Raw genomic sequence first — 15220 nt, 5'->3', positions numbered from 1 at the left:
TATTAATTATCGGTTCTGTATGCGGGAATAGCTCAGCGGTAGAGCACCGCCTTGCCAAGGCGGGGGTCGCGAGTTCGAATCTCGTTTCCCGCTCCATACATTCCTCGATAGCTCAGTTGGTAGAGCAATCGGCTGTTAACCGATCGGTCGTAGGTTCGAGTCCTACTCGAGGAGCCATTTATGACTCACTAGCTCAGTTGGCAGAGCACCTGACTTTTAATCAGGGTGTCCCGCGTTCGAGTCGCGGGTGAGTCACCATTCTGGCCCGTTGGTCAAGCGGTTAAGACACCGCCCTTTCACGGCGGTATCCCGGGTTCGATTCCCGGACGGGTCACCACATATGGACGATTAGCTCAGCTGGGAGAGCGCCTGCCTTACAAGCAGGATGTCGGCAGTTCGATCCTGTCATCGTCCACCACATGCGGGAATAGCTCAGCGGTAGAGCACCGCCTTGCCAAGGCGGGGGTCGCGAGTTCGAATCTCGTTTCCCGCTCCATTAATATTCCTCGATAGCTCAGTTGGTAGAGCAATCGGCTGTTAACCGATCGGTCGTAGGTTCGAGTCCTACTCGAGGAGCCAATTTCATATGGCCCGTTGGTCAAGCGGTTAAGACACCGCCCTTTCACGGCGGTATCCCGGGTTCGATTCCCGGACGGGTCACCACATGGACGATTAGCTCAGCTGGGAGAGCGCCTGCCTTACAAGCAGGATGTCGGCAGTTCGATCCTGTCATCGTCCACCAACGTAAGCGGTTATCTTCGGATGGCCGCTTTTTGTTATATAACACAATAGCTATTTATATATATCAATAGTTATTTCTATTTATATGATGAATTGTAAAATATATTGCGACAAATAAAAAGACTCATATTGGAGATCTCGTGTAAAATGTAAATAACCACAAATACATGACACGGAGGTCTCTAATATGAGCTACATACATCTTACCATAGAAAAACGAAGTCAAATAGAAGTTTTACGAAAAGAAGGATACTCTGTTCGTAGAATTGCTAGCTTAATCGGTGTCCACCATTCTACTGTAGCAAGAGAATTAAATCGCGTTAAAGGTGAATATTCTGCGATTAAAGCTCAACAGTTAGCAATTAGTAAGTCTGCTAATAAAGGTAGACCAACAAAGTTAACCCCTCAATTAGCGGCTTTAATTGAATCCAGGTTACAACAAACTTGGTCTCCAGAAGAAATAGTTGGTTCTGAATTAGTTGGGGTTCTAAGCTTTAAAACAATATATTCTTGGATCCATCGTGGTTTTCTTGCTGTAACAGAGAAAGTACTTCGCCGGAAAGGAAAAAAGCCCGGCACACAGGAAACCCGTGGACGCTTCAATGTTAAAAGGACCATTAAAGAACGACCTCAAGAAGTTGAAAACCGGGAGATTTTTGGTCATTGGGAACTAGATACAATGGTTTCTTCCAGAGGTCAAAGCAAAGGCTGTTTAGCTACATTTGTTGAACGTAAAACACGATTCTATGTGGCCATAAAAATGAATGATCGATCTAAAGATTCTATGTTTTTAGCTATTAGTTCTCTGTACAATACATTAACCAGCAAATTACTTAAAACCTTTACGGTGGATCGTGGTAAGGAATTTGCTTGCTATGAACAGGTTGAAAACGAGTTTGGAATCCCCATGTATTTTGCCGATGCCTATGCAGCATGGCAACGAGGTTCTAATGAAAATAGTAATGGTTTACTTCGAGAATTTTTTCCTAAGAAAACCGATTTAACTAAAGTTACACTAGATAAACTAACAGAAGCATTAATGTTGATTAATAATCGACCTAGGAAATGCCTTGGGTTTAAAACACCATTTGACATGTTTAAACATGAGATTAGAAAATTGATTTAATTTTGTCGCATTACTTATTGCAATTCATCATATAAAAATAGTTATTGATTTAGAAAATATTAGTTATAGATATAAAATAGGCATAGAAATAGACATAGAAATAGACATAGAAAAAAGAGTACAACTGTAGCAGTTGTACTCTTTGTATTTAACGCGGCGCGTACATGATGATATAAACGCCTACAAGACAGACGAGACCGCCGATGATATCATATGTGTCTGGTCGCAAACCATCGACGAGCCAACCCCATAGGATGGAAAGGGCAATAAATACGCCACCGTAGGCTGCATAAACCTTACCGAAGCTTGCTTCTGGTTGGAAGGTAGGGATAATACCGTATAAGAACAGGATGAAAGCACCAGCCAGTAAATATACAGGGCCTTTATCGTCGCGCATATAGAGCCATACTAAATAGCCGCCACCGATTTCGGCTAAACCGGCTAATATAAAGAAGAAAATAGATAAGAGCATAATAACCTCACAGTATTAATTGAAATCTATTCTCTATTGTACAACTTGTTAGCGTAGAGAGCAATTATTTAATGACCAAGGTGGATAGTTACTAGTGGTAAAGAAAAGAATGTTAAAAGACAAAGATATTAAAAGACAAAGATATTAAAAGATAAAAATGTTAAATATAGACATTAATAGAGGATATAATAAAATTAAAAACCCGTACACATATAAGTGTACGGGTTTTGTTTCGTTCTTATAAACGAGCTGGTGATTCGCTGTGTACATAATCCATGAAGGTATGCATTGTTTCCGATTTAGAATTGTTTTTCTTAAAGGCGAAGCACACTTGTAGTTTAAATGGTTTTTCTAAAGGTATGTAGCCATCATTGATATTTAAAGAATTTAGAATTTGGCGTGCTACGATGCAGCCTGATTTATTTTTTTGACAGTAGTCGATCATTGTATATGGGTTAGATAAGCGGCTACCTCTAATGTGTAGATTTTGTTGACCGTTACCAACATAATTTTTCAATGTACGATACATAAAGTACTTAGGTGGATACATAAGTAATGGTTGTTGTTGAATTGCTTTCAAGCTAGCAACTTCCATATTATCGATGATGTTTGGTGCATAGTATACGAATTCGTCCTCGCGAAGGGCTGTAGATTCATATGCTGACATATCCTTGTTATTTGGTAAGTAGAGGAGGGCAATGTCGATACGATTTTCGCGTAAGTCGAGCATCAACTCTTCTTCTTCCATGTCATAAATGCTGACAGAGAACTCAGGGTGATTTTGGAAGAAGTGAGATACATATCCGTTAAGGCGAATGTCCCCTAAACTACGCAATACACCAATATTTAAGATTGGACGTTCTACCTTGCTGGCTAAACGAATCGATTGAATAGCACGTTCCAATGTGTCGAGAACTTGTTCTGCTTCTGGTAGGAATAATTCACCTTCTGGTGTCAAACGGCTACCTCGTGTAGAGCGGGAAATTAATTTCACACCAACTAGACGCTCTAATTTTTTCATTTGAGCACTGAAAGCTGATTGTGTAATGTTCATAGATTGTGCAGCTAATGTAAAGCTTCCTGTTTTATTATAGGTAATAAAACTTTGTAGCTCTTGCATTGTAGGTAACTCTTTCATAGTATTCCCCCAATATTGACATAAAACTCCAATGATACCTATTACCTTTCTTACTAATATTGTAGCATACTATAATTGTTTTTTCATCTAAATCTATAAAATATGATGAAGCATGCACAATCGATATAGTGAGCAATATTATCGCAAAAAAGTGTAATATAATTTCGCTATTATGCACTTATTTCAATGACTTCCACCATTATCAATAATTGACATAAGTAAATGAAAATGATATTATACATGAGTACCATTATGTGTAGGTACAAGTTTATATTAATCTTATGAGGTGATAATCACATGGCAACGAGAAGAGAGGCTCGATTCAAACTTTGTCGTCGCTTTGGTGTGAACGTATTCGGTCACGCAAAAGCCTTGAATCGCGTCAAAAAAGACCAACGTCAGAAAAAAATGTCTGAGTATGGCACACAATTATTAGAAAAACAAAAAGTTAAAGCTTACTACAACTTGCTAGAACGCCAGTTCGTACGCTATTATGATAAAGCGAAAAAAATGCAAGGTGTTACAGGTCAAAACATGTTGATCCTTTTGGAACAACGTCTTGATAACCTTGTATATCGCATCGGCTTCGGTAACTCCATTCGTCAAGCTCGTCAAATGGTAAACCATGGCCACATCTTGGTAAACGGTCGTCGCGTAGACATTCCTTCCTTCTCCTGCAAACCAGGCGATGTAATCGAATTGCGCGAAGCATCTCGTGACAACGAAATGTTCAAAACTAACTTCCAAGAACTTCGTTCTTTCGAACTTCCTTACATTGAAAAAGACTTGGAAGGCTTCAAAGCTACATTCACTCGTCTTCCTCAACGTGAAGAACTTCCTATCGAAGTTAACGAAACACTTATCGTCGAATTGTACTCCAAATAATTTGGCGCTTATGGGAAAACCACTCAGAATTGGGTGGTTTTTTCTTTATGACATGTCACTGTTAAAGGGCTATAACAGTGTAAAAAACAATTGACATAGAACACCAAAATCTGTATACTATTTTGAGTAAGCTTTAGTCGTGTTTCCATTAGCCCCGGAAGCAAAGGACAAGCTGATTTTGGTAGAATTATGACGTTATTAGGAGGATATGCAGCATGAAAACTACATTTATGGCCAATCCGAACACAATCGAACGGAAATGGTATGTTGTTGACGCTGAAGGTAAAACTTTAGGACGCCTTGCTGCCGAAGTTGCAAAAGTTCTTCGGGGCAAAAATAAACCAACTTTCACACCACACGTAGACACTGGTGACCATGTGATCGTTGTAAACGCAGAAAAAATTCGCGTAACTGGTAAAAAATTGGAACAAAAGGAATACTTCCGTCACTCTGGTTACCCAGGTGGTTCCCGTTTCACTAAATTGTCCATGATGCTTGAAAAACAACCTGAACGTGTTGTTGAAATGGCAGTTCGTGGTATGCTTCCAAAAAATAAATTGGGTGCACAACAATACCGTAAATTAAACGTATACGCTGGTCCTGAGCATCCACATGCAGCTCAAAAACCAGAAGTATTAGAAATTTCCGTACGATAATCTAGAGGGAGGAACATATAATGGCAGTAGCACAATATTACGGCACTGGTCGTAGAAAATCTTCCGTTGCTAGAGTTCGTCTGGTACCGGGCACAGGTAAAATCACTGTTAACAAACGTGAACTTAATGAATATTTCGGTCGCCAAACTTTGGAATTGATCGTAAAACAACCTTTGAACTTGACTAACACAGTTGAACAATACGATGTAATCGCAACTGTAGCTGGTGGCGGTCCTTCCGGTCAAGCTGGTGCAATTCGTCACGGTATCTCCCGTGCGTTATTGGACGTAGATGGCGAACTTCGTCAATCTTTGAAAAAAGCTGGCTTCTTGACTCGTGACCCACGTATGAAAGAACGTAAAAAATACGGTCTTAAAAAAGCCCGCAAAGCAAGCCAATTCTCCAAACGTTAATATTTGGACAACAGGTTATTACACCTGCAGACAATGTCTGCAGGTGTTTTTGGTTGCTCGGATTATGGTGACACTAATAATTATCTGTTATGATGATAGTAATGATAAAAGAAAGCGTATTTATAGTGTATCCGCTCTTGGACGAGAACAAGAGATTGTAGGTAATGAAATCAGTGATGCTTTGAGCGATATTTTCTATGATGGATTCAGTGATGTTGATTCTGGTAAGAATGCAGGTAAAAAGGTAGTCGTTCTTTCATAATATATTTACCTGTGTATAGGGGGCTGTATGATACAAAATATATATCATTTACTAGTGGAGAATTGGAGCTTTTTCTCAGGTCTATTATGGGAACATATTGGCATAGCTTTGCTTTCTAGTATAATTGCTATTATTCTAGGAGTAGTTGCGGGTATTTTACTTAACGAGTATCGGCGAGCAGTTAATCCGACCATGATGGTTATTAATTTCTTGTATACTATACCATCCATATCCATGCTGGGATTTTTGATTCCCTTTTCAGGAATTGGTAACGCAACGGCAGTGATTGCTCTTGTGATATATGCATTATTGCCGATGGTGAGAAATACATATACTGGGTTAAGCAGTATTGACAAGGAAATGATTGAAGCGGCTACATCACTGGGGTTATCTCGTGTACAACGTTTACGATATATTGAATTGCCTTTAGCCTTTCCAGTAATCATGGTCGGTATACGAAATATGCTAGTTATGACTATAGCGCTTACTGGGGTAGCATCATTTATTGGTGCCGGAGGTCTTGGTGTAGCTATTTATCGAGGTATTACTACAAATAATACGACTATGACTGTAGCTGGCAGTTTACTAATTGCTTTTTTAGCATTGATTATGGATGGTGTATTGGGCTTTTTTGAGAAAATCATACTATATAGAGGGCATTGCAAACGTACTTTTAAACGTATTGGTATTGTAGCCTCAATTGTGATAATTGGTGGTATTGGTGTATTTATGTGGCCGTCGCAACAATCCAATGTAATTCATGTAGCTACAAAACCGATGACAGAACAGTTGATTTTGGGCGATATGCTGAAACTTCTTATTGAACAAGATACAGATTTAACTGTTGAAGTAACAGCCGGAGTAGGCGGAGGAACCTCAAATATTCAACCGGCCATGGAGTCCGGTCAATTCGATATCTATCCTGAATATACAGGAACCGGTTGGAATGCAGTACTAAAACGAGACACGCAATATAGTGAAAATTTATTTGATGAATTACAGCGCGCTTACGAGGATACATATCAATTTAAATGGGTCGGTATGTATGGTTTCAATAATACATATGGAATGGCTGTACGTAAGGATATTGCTAACAAATATAATTTAAAAACATATTCAGACTTAGCGAGGGTTTCGTCACAATTGATTTTAGGTGGGGAATATGATTTCTTCGGGCGCCAAGATGGGTATTCGGGATTACAGCGAGTATATGGCATGGACTTTAAAGATACGAAGGATATGGATATAGGTTTGAAATATCAGGCTATTGAAAGCGGACATGTAGATGCTATGCCTATATTTACTACTGACGGTCAGTTGAGCCATGCGTCTGTTGTTGTTCTTGAGGACGATAAACATTTATATCCGTCGTATCTTTGTGGTAATGTCGTCAGAATGGATGTGTTAAAGAAGCATCCTGAGCTAGAAGCGGTATTACTAAAATTGACACATACGATTACGGATCAGGATATGTCATATATGAACTATGAGGTGGAATCGGAAGGACAGAAACCTCATGATGTTGCTGAGCGATACTTACGCACCAAAGGTTTGTTATACTAACGTGGGTTGATAGAGGGTACATAGTATTGTTTTGTGATTATAAGATTACGTTTACATCTATAATTAATTCCCCTATAATAGATATATAATAATCGAATTTTTTCGAAAATAGATTTTCATATAGGAGAATTCATATGATTTATAATACAATTCAATACGTAGTGGACAATGGCATTGGTACGTTGACATTTAATCGCCCTACAGTGGCGAATGGTTTTAATATCGAGATGTGCAAGGAAATCCTTGAGGTTTTAGATAACGCACATAATGATGAAAGTGTTCGTGCATTGCTCATCAATGCTGAAGGTAAGGTATTCTCTGCTGGTGGCGATTTAACAGAAATGGAACGGGCTGTAAATGATGGTGATACAGAGTCTTTATTTGAAATTGTTGAACTAGTAGCTCAAATTTCTATGGCTATGAAACGCTTACCTAAACCTGTTATCATGAGCCTTCAAGGTGCTGCAGCAGGTGCGGCGTTCAACATGGCGTTAGCTGCAGACTTTGTTGTAGCGGCTAACAATGTACGCTTTATCCAAGCTTTCGTAAACGTAGGTCTTGCTCCAGATGCAGGTGGTTTGTTCTTGTTGACTCGATCCATTGGCATGAACCGTGCTATGCATATCGTTATGACTGGTGAAGCCGTATCTGCTGAAAAAGGTAAAGAACTTGGCTTTGTATATAAAGTTTGTGAATTAGAAGATTTAGAAACTGCTACAAGACGTCTTGTAGAGAAATTAGCAAAAGGTCCTGCACAATCTTACCGCGTTATGAAAGAAATGATGTGGAATAGCTTCTTATCTGGCTGGGAAGAGTACAAGAAGTTTGAAGTAGAAAATCAATGCTCCTTAGGTCTTTCTGAAGACTTTAAGGAAGGTGTACGAGCTTTCACAGAACGCCGTCGCCCTAAATTTGGTCAAAAATAATAATTATTCTCTTGTAATTCTTTGGAATATCATGTATTTTATAAGCAGTTACTAATATAATTCGAACCGATGTGGCTCTATATATTGAGTTACATCGGTTTTTGCTTTCATAAAAAAGCAAAAGTGTATATAATAGTACTATTATAATAGTTTTAGGAGGTCATTATTACATGGCTCAAGATACAATTAAATGTTATGACGGTCCTAGTGATGTAGTCCAAGCATTGGCGGAGGATTTTATTGATTTTACTAATGATGAAATTAGCCGTACTGAAACGTGCATCGTTGGTATTACTGGGGGTACTGTTATAAATGGTTTGTTAGAATTACTTAACTCTCCTGAATATATTGAGCGCCTTAATTGGGAACGGATATTCTTCTTGTGGACTGATGAGCGTTTCTTACCACAAGCGCATGAGGATAATTACTTCAATCGCGTAAAACCTCATTTGCTATGCAAGGCAAAGGGGGCTGCTCATTTCTTGCCCATTAATACGGATTCTAAAACCGTACATGAAGCGGCTGAAGAATATGAAAAAGAGGTTCGCAATGTCCTAAAGGCATGTAAAAAATCTGGTCTTGATTTAGCGTTGCTTGATTTAGGCGAGGATGGTCATACGGCAGGATTATTTGCAGGCTCTCACGCATTGCGTGTAGCTGATCAAGATGTAGTGGCCGTTGAAGATGGCAAGGTATGGGAACGCATTTCTATGACATTTTCTTTCCTAGCAAAATCTGATGCTGTCTGGTTTACTGTGACTGGTGAAAGCAAGCGAACTGCATTGACAAAGGTATTATACCAACGCGAAGATTACGAGGATTTAACGTGGGAAAAACGCATTGGTCGTACATTGCCTGGTGCTGTGCTTTCACAAGAAGCTGTGACCTGGTATGTGGACAAGGCAGCCTATAATGATGTACACTAAAAGATGTAAGTTTTAGTAAATATAAAGGAGATACATATGGGATCTATAGGAACACCTGAATTAATAGTTATATTAGTGATCGCTTTAGTTATCTTCGGACCTGGTAAGTTGCCTGAAGTAGGTAAAGCTATTGGTAAGGGCATCAATGAATTTAAAGATGCTATTTCGGGCCCTAAAAAAGCTGTTGATGAAACGAAAGAAGCCGTTAAAAAGGCGACTACTATCGACGTAACAGCAGGGGCTAAAAACGACGATAAACATAAAGAAGCTAATGATTAATAGGAGGTATCACTATGTGTAAAGATTGTGGTTGCGGTGAAGATAATGGTGTTGTAACAAAGGTATTTACTGTGCCTGGTATGATGTGCAATAACTGTAAAGAAACTGTTGAAGGTGCATCCCTTGGTTTACCTGGCGTTTTGAGCGCAGAGGTAAATTTGCCAGAGAAAACAGCGACTGTTTCTTTTGATCCAGCAAAAGCATCTGTTGAAGTTATTACAAAAGCTATTGAACGTACAGGCTTTGAAGTAGAAAGCGTTGCAGATGGTGTACAAGAACATAGTCATGGTTTACTAGGAACATTGAAACGTTTCTTCAAATAATCGAACCCATAGGGCTGTATTGAAACACTGTTTCGATGCAGCCTTTTTTCATAAAGAGGTAATAAAATGATACGCAAGTTTGATGCTAAAAATTTCAAGTGGGATGGCGTCGATACCTTGGTATATAAACAAGATGGTAGCCCTTTTAAAGATGTAACACGTCAAGTTTTATACGATGGGGCTTTTGATATTCCATGCCAATTCCGCTATTTTGAATGCTTGCCAGGTGGGTATTCTACGCTTGAATATCATGAACATACACATATGGTTATGATATTCCGCGGGAAGGGTCAAGTCTTATTAGGCAATGAAATCCATGATGTAGAAGCTGGTGATTTTATTGAAATTCCAGGTAAAACGATACATCAATTTCGGGCTAATAAAGGCGATTATATCGGGTTCCTTTGCTTAGTTAACCAAGATCGGGACAAGGTAAAATTATTAACCCCTGAAGAGATGGATACATTGCGCTCTAATCCAAAGATTAAAGAATTTTTGGAAAGTTGCTAATTTATATGGCGGTTATGTGTGATGACCGCCATATAGTTTTTTATAATCAACAGTAACTATTGATATGTGTAGTTTGATAGGGAGGTTCTATGAATACCTTTACACGCGCCGCACTGACGGTACTGGTAGGACTTGTAATTTGGTTCTTGCCTCACACGGAGGCGATTAAGCCTGAAGGATGGCATTTATTAGCTATCTTCACGGCTACAATTGTAGGTTTTATTTTACGACCTTGGCCAACAGGTATTATGGCACTCTTTGGTATCGTTGCGGCAGTAGCAACAAATTCTATTACCATGGTGCAAGCATTAGGTGGTTACGCTGAAGCCAATGTATGGCTTATCGTAGCAGCTGTATTCTTTTCTAGAGGCATTATTAATTCTGGCCTTGGTAAGCGTATCGCGTATACTTTGATTCGCTCCTTTGGTACTAGTTCCTTAAAGCTAGCTTATGCATTGGCTTGTACGGATCTTATTATTTCTCCTGCCACGCCATCTAATACGGCTCGTGGGGGCGGTATTATTTTCCCCATTGTTCAAAACATTTCGTTAGCCTTTGATTCTGAGCCAAATGGTAGTACGGCCCGTCGTATTGGGGCGTACTTGATGACCACGGCTCATACGATAAACACCATTACTGTAACAATCTTCTTAACTGCTTGTAGTGGTAACTTATTGATTACATCCTTAGGTGCAAAATTATTTGGCTATGATATTTCATGGTGGGAATGGTTCCAAGCAGGTGTAATCCCTGGTGTAATTTGCATGATTTTGATGCCTTGGTTTATTTATAAAATCTATCCACCTGAAATCAAGGAGACACCTCAAGCAGCGGTAATGGCCCAAAAAGAGCTAGATATACTAGGTCCTATTACAAAGGCTGAAATTTCAGTGGCTATTATTTTTGTACTTTGTATTTTGCTGTGGTCCACAGCGATTTGGACGAAGTTACATCCTACTGTAGTTGCTATGATGGGCGTACTTGCTTGTGTAGTTACAGGCTCCCTTACATGGGAAGATATTCTAGGTGAACGCACAGGTTGGGATATTCTAATCTGGATGGGTACCCTCGTTGGTATGGCTGGTTTACTTGGCAAGCTCGGTGTTGTTGCAGTATTTGCTGATTTTGTAAGTCAACATCTTGTAGGTATTGATTGGTTCTGGGCATCCTTCATTATCTCTGCAACCTTTGTATACTCTCAATATTTCTTTGCCAGTGGTACAGCGCGTATTACAGCGTTATTCTCCGCCTTTGCAGCTATCTTGGTAGCAATGGGCGCACCAATTCCGTTTACCATCTTGCTCTTTGGTTTGATGAATAGCCCTGGCTGTACATTAACGCATTATAGTTCTGGTGTAACACCAATCTTCTTCGGTGCTGGTTATGTACCACAAGGAACATGGTGGCGTGTAGGCCTTGCTATTTCTGTGGTTAGCTTCTTAATTCACTTCTGGGGCGGTACCCTTGGCATGTGGCTATTCGGTATTCTATAATGTTCAAAAATCTCTCACGGTAGTGGGGGATTTTTTGTTTGCGCTATCTGTTTAGCAGTTTGTTATCGTTTTATTTTCTATGTGTATTAGATAGGCAGTGTATTATTGTTATTGCTATAGTTTTTATATATGGTAAACTTTAAAAATTTATATAATAAATCTATAGAATATTTATTGCACGACATTATATAAAGTGTTATTATTATTTTATGATTACAGATTACTTTAGGAGGAAACATGTTGGGTTTAGTCATTAGCTTGTTGATTATCGCGCTCGTCGTGATTATTAAAGACATTCGAATTATGAACAACAACTTAACACGTTTTTGTCTTAGAAGTTCCACGAATGGTTTAATATACAATCAATAAGAATTGACTATACGGTTTGTTTCTTATGTGTATTTATTCCAAGGGATACATAGGTCGTTTATGTATATAGGGATTCTGTAAACAAAAGGAATATCATTTGTAAACTTTTAAGACGATTCATAAGAATCGTCTTTTTTTATTAAGTTGAAAAGTATCCAAGTGGATGCTTTCAAGAAAAGTGAGGAGATTAACATGAGTTGTAGAAGTGACAATTTAAAAACAGGCGTAGCACGTGCACCACACAGATCTTTGCTAAAAGCTCTTGGTTTTGTTGATGAAGAAATGGGCAGACCAGTCATTGGTATTGCGAACTCTTTCAACGAAATTATCCCTGGTCACGTGGGCTTGAAAAATATTGTACAAGCCGTAAAAGACGGCATTCGCAACGCAGGTGGTGTGCCAATCGAGTTCAATACAATTGGTATTTGTGACGGCTTGGCGATGAACCACATCGGTATGAAATACTCCTTGGTAACTCGTAATATCATCGCTGATTCCATCGAAGCAACAGCTATGGCAACACCATTTGATGCTATGGTATTCATTCCAAACTGCGATAAAGTAGTACCTGGTATGTTGATAGCTGCAGCTCGTCTAAACATTCCATCCGTATTCGTGTCTGGTGGTGCTATGCTTGCAGGTGTACATAATGGCAAAAAAATCGGTTTGTCTGATGTATTCGAAGCAGTAGGTAAACATCAAACTGGTGAAATGGATGATGCTGAATTATCTGAAATCGAAAATACAGCATGTCCTACATGTGGTTCTTGCTCTGGTATGTATACAGCTAATACAATGAACTGCTTAACAGAAGCTCTTGGTATGGGCCTTCCTGGTAATGGTACAATTCCAGCAGTATACTCCGAACGTTTACGTCTTGCTAAATTAGCAGGTATGCAAGCAGTAGAGGTATTGAAAGCAAACCTTCGTCCTAAAGACATTATGACACGCGAAGCCTTTGAAAATGCAGTAGCTCTAGATATGGCTTTGGGTGGTTCCTCTAATACAGCACTTCATTTGCCAGCTATCGCTCACGAAGCAGGCGTACCATTGTCCTTGGACGACTTCGATCGCATTGCACAAAACACACCTCAATTGTCTAAACTTTCTCCATCTGGTAAATACTTCATCGAAGACTTGTATGCTGCCGGCGGCGTATCTGCTGTGTTGAAACGTTTAGCCGAAAATGGTCGTTTGCATACAGATTGCAAAACTGTAGCTCTTAAAACACAAGGTGAAATTGCAGCGTTAGCTCATGTAACTGATGAAGACGTTATTCATCCTTGGAATAATCCTGTTCATGAAACAGGTGGTATTGCCGTTCTTAAAGGTAACCTTGCTGTAGACGGTTCCGTTGTAAAAGCAGGTGCCGTAGATGATGATATGCTCGTTCACTCTGGCCCAGCAAAGGTCTTCAACAGCGAAGAAGAAGCTGTTGAAGCTATTACAGGCGGTAAAATCGTAAAAGGCGATGTGGTAGTTATCCGTTACGAAGGTCCTAAAGGCGGCCCTGGCATGCGCGAAATGTTAACACCAACATCCATGATTGCTGGTATGGGTCTTGATAAAGACGTAGCCTTGTTGACTGATGGTCGTTTCTCTGGTGCTACACGTGGTGCATCCATTGGTCACGTATCTCCAGAAGCTGCGGCTGGTGGTACAATCGCTGTTGTTGAAGATGGTGACATTATCAACATCGATATTCCAAACGGTAAATTGGAATTGGCTGTATCTGATGAAGAAATCGCTCGTCGTAAAGCCGCATTGAAACCATTCAAATCCAATGTAACTGGATACCTAAAAAAATACGCTCTTCATGTATCCTCTGCAGCACAAGGTGCTATCGAAGTATTTGAAGACTAATAGTAGATTTTCATTAATACTAACTAGAGGAGATAGAGTACATGCATAAGTTGTATGATTTTATGGAGGCTCGTGAGCGATTAAGCACAATCACGGTGAAAACAAAATTGCTTCACAGTGATGTGTTCTCCGATGAAAGTGGCAATGATGTATATATCAAGCCAGAAAACTTGCAAATAACAGGTTCCTTTAAGGTTCGTGGTGCCTATAATAAAATTGCAAAATTAACAGAAGAAGAAAAGGCGCGCGGCGTTATTGCCGCGTCTGCCGGTAACCATGCGCAAGGCGTGGCCCTTGCTGCAAAACGTCTAGGCATTAAAGCGACAATCGTTATGCCAAAACATACACCTCTCATCAAGGTGAATGCTACAAAACAATATGGCGCAGAAGTGGTTCTACATGGTGAGATTTATGATGAAGCTTACCAAAAAGCGATGGAATTACAACAAGAGCACGGATATGTGTTCGTCCATCCTTTTGATGACGAAGATGTTATCGAAGGACAAGGTACAATTGCATTAGAAGTTCTTGAGGAATTGCCTGATGCGGATGTATTGCTAGTTCCTGTTGGTGGTGGCGGTATTGTTTCTGGTATCGCAGCTGCGGCAAAATTAAAAAATCCTAGCATTAAAATTATTGGTGTAGAACCAGAAGGTGCGGCTAGTGCAATAGCTGCGTTAAAAGAAGATCATCCTGTACCACTTAGTGAGGTGGCAACTATCGCAGATGGTACAGCTGTACGTCAAATCGGCGAAACTACATTAAAATATATTAAGAAATATGTAGATGAAATTGTTACTGTCTCTGACTATGAGTTGATGGAAGCATTTTTGTTGCTTGTAGAAAAACATAAATTAGTAGCAGAAAACTCCGGTATTTTACCATTAGCAGGTCTAAAAAAATTAGACTGTAAAGGCAAAAAGGCAGTAGCCATTGTTAGTGGTGGTAATATCGACGTACTTACCATTTCCTCTATGATCAATAAAGGTCTTGTATTACGTGGTCGTATCTTCACTTTCTCTGTCAACCTTCCTGATAAACCAGGTCAATTGGTTGCTGTATCTCAAATGCTTGCAGATGCGGATGCAAATGTTATTAAACTCGATCATAATCAGTTTAAAAACCTTGACCGCTTCCATGAAGTGGAATTGCAAGTGACTGTAGAAACAAATGGTGAAGAACACATCAAACACATTATTGATACTTTCAAAAATAATGGTTACATTATTAAACGATTAAATTCCAGCGAGATTTTATCTGAATAGCTGGTCGAAA

Annotated in this window: 16 protein-coding genes and 9 tRNA genes; 23 read left to right on the top strand and 2 right to left on the bottom strand. The window is 39.5% G+C overall.

All coding sequences use genetic code 11. The annotated features are described in order from the left end of the window. The first annotated feature begins 21 nt into the window (after positions 1 to 21). The 10 genes from VEIS1202513_RS07335 to VEIS1202513_RS07290 all read left to right on the top strand — a co-directional run bounded on the left by VEIS1202513_RS07335 (position 22) and on the right by VEIS1202513_RS07290 (position 1867). Positions 22 to 96, top strand: a tRNA-Gly gene (locus VEIS1202513_RS07335). 5 nt (positions 97 to 101) lie between these two features. Next, positions 102 to 177, top strand: a tRNA-Asn gene (locus VEIS1202513_RS07330). A gap of 5 nt (positions 178 to 182) precedes the next feature. Beyond that, positions 183 to 258 (top strand) — tRNA-Lys (locus VEIS1202513_RS07325). Positions 259 to 262: 4 nt separating this feature from the next. Continuing rightward, a tRNA-Glu gene (locus tag VEIS1202513_RS07320) sits at positions 263 to 337 on the top strand. 5 nt (positions 338 to 342) lie between these two features. Next, positions 343 to 418: transfer RNA gene (locus VEIS1202513_RS07315), tRNA-Val, on the top strand. 3 nt (positions 419 to 421) lie between these two features. Next, a tRNA-Gly gene (locus tag VEIS1202513_RS07310) sits at positions 422 to 496 on the top strand. A 7-nt stretch (positions 497 to 503) separates the two neighbouring features. Then, positions 504 to 579: transfer RNA gene (locus VEIS1202513_RS07305), tRNA-Asn, on the top strand. Between the two features lie 9 nt (positions 580 to 588). Next, positions 589 to 663 (top strand) — tRNA-Glu (locus VEIS1202513_RS07300). 3 nt (positions 664 to 666) lie between these two features. Next, positions 667 to 742, top strand: a tRNA-Val gene (locus VEIS1202513_RS07295). A gap of 186 nt (positions 743 to 928) precedes the next feature. Continuing rightward, the gene (locus VEIS1202513_RS07290) at positions 929 to 1867 is read left to right on the top strand and encodes an IS30 family transposase (protein ID WP_213467200.1); all 939 of its coding nucleotides are present in this window, start codon (positions 929 to 931) and stop codon (positions 1865 to 1867) included. Between the two features lie 148 nt (positions 1868 to 2015). On the opposite strand, the gene VEIS1202513_RS07285 is transcribed toward VEIS1202513_RS07290, so the two are convergent. Further along, entirely contained in the window at positions 2016 to 2339 is a 324-nt protein-coding gene (locus tag VEIS1202513_RS07285; RefSeq protein WP_119206345.1) for a YnfA family protein, read from the bottom strand. A 238-nt stretch (positions 2340 to 2577) separates the two neighbouring features. Further along, positions 2578 to 3477: a LysR family transcriptional regulator gene (locus VEIS1202513_RS07280; RefSeq protein ID WP_060923797.1), complete on the bottom strand. Its 900-nt coding sequence runs from the start codon at positions 3475 to 3477 to the stop codon at positions 2578 to 2580. A 297-nt stretch (positions 3478 to 3774) separates the two neighbouring features. On the opposite strand from VEIS1202513_RS07280, the gene rpsD reads away from it, so the two are divergent. The 13 genes from rpsD to ilvA all read left to right on the top strand — a co-directional run bounded on the left by rpsD (position 3775) and on the right by ilvA (position 15210). Beyond that, the gene (gene rpsD, locus VEIS1202513_RS07275) at positions 3775 to 4362 is read left to right on the top strand and encodes a 30S ribosomal protein S4 (protein WP_004695181.1); all 588 of its coding nucleotides are present in this window, start codon (positions 3775 to 3777) and stop codon (positions 4360 to 4362) included. 215 nt (positions 4363 to 4577) lie between these two features. Then, positions 4578 to 5018 (top strand): 50S ribosomal protein L13, encoded by a 441-nt coding sequence (rplM, locus tag VEIS1202513_RS07270; RefSeq protein ID WP_005381375.1) that lies wholly within the window; start codon positions 4578 to 4580, stop codon positions 5016 to 5018. A gap of 20 nt (positions 5019 to 5038) precedes the next feature. Further along, positions 5039 to 5431: a 30S ribosomal protein S9 gene (rpsI, locus tag VEIS1202513_RS07265; RefSeq protein ID WP_005377846.1), complete on the top strand. Its 393-nt coding sequence runs from the start codon at positions 5039 to 5041 to the stop codon at positions 5429 to 5431. A gap of 64 nt (positions 5432 to 5495) precedes the next feature. Next, on the top strand, positions 5496 to 5693 hold the full coding sequence (locus VEIS1202513_RS07260; RefSeq protein WP_156719969.1) for a hypothetical protein: 198 nt from the start codon (positions 5496 to 5498) through the stop codon (positions 5691 to 5693). A 27-nt stretch (positions 5694 to 5720) separates the two neighbouring features. Next, a complete protein-coding gene (locus VEIS1202513_RS07255) occupies positions 5721 to 7256 on the top strand; it encodes an ABC transporter permease/substrate-binding protein (RefSeq protein ID WP_213467199.1) in 1536 nt (511 codons plus the stop codon). A 134-nt stretch (positions 7257 to 7390) separates the two neighbouring features. Further along, positions 7391 to 8182 (top strand): trans-2-decenoyl-ACP isomerase, encoded by a 792-nt coding sequence (gene fabM / locus VEIS1202513_RS07250; RefSeq protein WP_024066640.1) that lies wholly within the window; start codon positions 7391 to 7393, stop codon positions 8180 to 8182. 170 nt (positions 8183 to 8352) lie between these two features. Further along, positions 8353 to 9108 (top strand): 6-phosphogluconolactonase, encoded by a 756-nt coding sequence (pgl, locus tag VEIS1202513_RS07245; RefSeq protein ID WP_060923795.1) that lies wholly within the window; start codon positions 8353 to 8355, stop codon positions 9106 to 9108. A gap of 36 nt (positions 9109 to 9144) precedes the next feature. Then, positions 9145 to 9387, top strand: a complete 243-nt coding sequence (locus tag VEIS1202513_RS07240; protein WP_004695192.1) for a Sec-independent protein translocase subunit TatA/TatB — start codon at positions 9145 to 9147, stop codon at positions 9385 to 9387. Between the two features lie 14 nt (positions 9388 to 9401). Beyond that, positions 9402 to 9710: a heavy-metal-associated domain-containing protein gene (locus VEIS1202513_RS07235; RefSeq protein WP_129823903.1), complete on the top strand. Its 309-nt coding sequence runs from the start codon at positions 9402 to 9404 to the stop codon at positions 9708 to 9710. A gap of 66 nt (positions 9711 to 9776) precedes the next feature. Then, entirely contained in the window at positions 9777 to 10220 is a 444-nt protein-coding gene (locus tag VEIS1202513_RS07230; RefSeq protein WP_213467198.1) for a cupin domain-containing protein, read from the top strand. Between the two features lie 89 nt (positions 10221 to 10309). Then, positions 10310 to 11713, top strand: a complete 1404-nt coding sequence (locus VEIS1202513_RS07225; protein ID WP_024066645.1) for a DASS family sodium-coupled anion symporter — start codon at positions 10310 to 10312, stop codon at positions 11711 to 11713. A 561-nt stretch (positions 11714 to 12274) separates the two neighbouring features. Beyond that, the gene (gene ilvD, locus VEIS1202513_RS07220; protein WP_213467197.1) at positions 12275 to 13945 is read left to right on the top strand and encodes a dihydroxy-acid dehydratase; all 1671 of its coding nucleotides are present in this window, start codon (positions 12275 to 12277) and stop codon (positions 13943 to 13945) included. 41 nt (positions 13946 to 13986) lie between these two features. Continuing rightward, positions 13987 to 15210: a threonine ammonia-lyase gene (gene ilvA / locus VEIS1202513_RS07215; RefSeq protein WP_213467196.1), complete on the top strand. Its 1224-nt coding sequence runs from the start codon at positions 13987 to 13989 to the stop codon at positions 15208 to 15210. Positions 15211 to 15220 lie beyond the last annotated feature (10 nt).

This window comes from Veillonella orientalis (genome assembly GCF_018406505.1).
Taxonomy (GTDB): Bacteria; Bacillota; Negativicutes; order Veillonellales; family Veillonellaceae; genus Veillonella; species Veillonella nakazawae.
Note: the sequence above shows the minus strand (reverse complement) of the source record. Positions and strands in the feature narration are given on the sequence as shown.

What these genes read in the sequence shown, in the direction of transcription:
- VEIS1202513_RS07290 (WP_213467200.1), top strand. Translation starts at nt 929, where the DNA reads ATGAGCTACATACATCTTACCATAGAAAAACGAAGTCAAATAGAAGTT.
- VEIS1202513_RS07285 (WP_119206345.1), bottom strand. Translation starts at nt 2,339, where the DNA reads ATGCTCTTATCTATTTTCTTCTTTATATTAGCCGGTTTAGCCGAAATC.
- VEIS1202513_RS07280 (WP_060923797.1), bottom strand. Translation starts at nt 3,477, where the DNA reads ATGAAAGAGTTACCTACAATGCAAGAGCTACAAAGTTTTATTACCTAT.
- rpsD (WP_004695181.1), top strand. Translation starts at nt 3,775, where the DNA reads ATGGCAACGAGAAGAGAGGCTCGATTCAAACTTTGTCGTCGCTTTGGT.
- rplM (WP_005381375.1), top strand. Translation starts at nt 4,578, where the DNA reads ATGAAAACTACATTTATGGCCAATCCGAACACAATCGAACGGAAATGG.
- rpsI (WP_005377846.1), top strand. Translation starts at nt 5,039, where the DNA reads ATGGCAGTAGCACAATATTACGGCACTGGTCGTAGAAAATCTTCCGTT.
- VEIS1202513_RS07260 (WP_156719969.1), top strand. Translation starts at nt 5,496, where the DNA reads ATGGTGACACTAATAATTATCTGTTATGATGATAGTAATGATAAAAGA.
- VEIS1202513_RS07255 (WP_213467199.1), top strand. Translation starts at nt 5,721, where the DNA reads ATGATACAAAATATATATCATTTACTAGTGGAGAATTGGAGCTTTTTC.
- fabM (WP_024066640.1), top strand. Translation starts at nt 7,391, where the DNA reads ATGATTTATAATACAATTCAATACGTAGTGGACAATGGCATTGGTACG.
- pgl (WP_060923795.1), top strand. Translation starts at nt 8,353, where the DNA reads ATGGCTCAAGATACAATTAAATGTTATGACGGTCCTAGTGATGTAGTC.
- VEIS1202513_RS07240 (WP_004695192.1), top strand. Translation starts at nt 9,145, where the DNA reads ATGGGATCTATAGGAACACCTGAATTAATAGTTATATTAGTGATCGCT.
- VEIS1202513_RS07235 (WP_129823903.1), top strand. Translation starts at nt 9,402, where the DNA reads ATGTGTAAAGATTGTGGTTGCGGTGAAGATAATGGTGTTGTAACAAAG.
- VEIS1202513_RS07230 (WP_213467198.1), top strand. Translation starts at nt 9,777, where the DNA reads ATGATACGCAAGTTTGATGCTAAAAATTTCAAGTGGGATGGCGTCGAT.
- VEIS1202513_RS07225 (WP_024066645.1), top strand. Translation starts at nt 10,310, where the DNA reads ATGAATACCTTTACACGCGCCGCACTGACGGTACTGGTAGGACTTGTA.
- ilvD (WP_213467197.1), top strand. Translation starts at nt 12,275, where the DNA reads ATGAGTTGTAGAAGTGACAATTTAAAAACAGGCGTAGCACGTGCACCA.
- ilvA (WP_213467196.1), top strand. Translation starts at nt 13,987, where the DNA reads ATGCATAAGTTGTATGATTTTATGGAGGCTCGTGAGCGATTAAGCACA.